This window comes from Cellulophaga sp. BC115SP (assembly GCF_009905545.1).
GTDB lineage: Bacteria > Bacteroidota > Bacteroidia > Cytophagales > Spirosomataceae > Flectobacillus > Flectobacillus rivi.
The window spans coordinates 1-936 of the sequence record NZ_JAAALB010000158.1 but is presented as its reverse complement, the minus strand read 5'-3'; the positions used below and the strand labels follow the sequence as shown (position 1 = coordinate 936).

Sequence of the window (936 nt, the reverse complement as noted above, 5' to 3'; positions counted from 1 at the left end):
GCGGCTGACATGAGACGTTGAGAGGAATTTTTACCAAAAACTATAATATCATTCGATGTCTTGAGCGGTAACCAAACGCCGTTTGGAAGAATATATTTAAGTTTCCATTTTACGAGTGGAGCGGTTGTTGTTGCCATGGTTTTGTAAAGTTTGTAGTTGTTAAAAAGGTATTAAATTTCTGTACATATTCGCTAGTGGTGCGTACTGTGAGCTTACGGCTAAAGTACTGGGCCAACTGGGTAATATCTTTGATTTTGTTCTTTTGCCCTTTAGGCACTGTTCCAGTGACAGGGAATTGAAGCATTGAAAGCTTAGCACGTTCCAACTCACGCTCAAATTCTAGTTCCTTGAGTGATTTTTGAGCTTTTTTGTCCCATTCCAATACTACCAAAAACCCTTGTTTCTGAGAATTTCCGTAGCTTTTTTGGAAATAAGCCGTTGGGTGGTACGCTTGGCGGTCTTTACGAGCATCAAAAGCTTGCTTTTTGTCAGCCCAGTATTGCATTCTCAAATTGTAAATTTCCCAAAACTCAAAAGTGTTTTCTGATGGTTTTTCGGGCACAAATGACTTAAATACATCCCTGTAAATAACCTTCTTAATGTCTGCTTCAATTGGCGTAAAGTTGCGATTTGGATAGAAAATGTCCTTGACATAGCTCCAGAAACGGCTTACAATTTGTGCTTTCTCAATTTCGGTGATCGCCTTTACTGGTGTCGGCTTGTTTTGGTATCGCAGTTTGTGCAGTTTTCCTTGCTTGTATGCCTCAAAACGCTCATCTGACGAAATTTCGGTGCCACCTTGAGGGTTTTCGTCTGCCACCTCGGAAGTTGACGCCGGGTCCACACCTGCTTTTTTCTTGGTAAAATTTTCTTGGTTAGGTTCTTGGCCAGCTCCCAAGGGTTTTGCAATTTCCTGTTTTTCTTGGCAGTTTTCTT

General features: G+C 41.1%; 1 protein-coding gene. It reads right to left on the bottom strand.

From position 1 onward, the window contains the following. Window positions 1–109 precede the first annotated feature (109 nt). Window positions 110–936: hypothetical protein (locus GVN22_RS27385; protein WP_166554168.1), on the bottom strand; the 827-nt coding region annotated here is incomplete at its 5' end.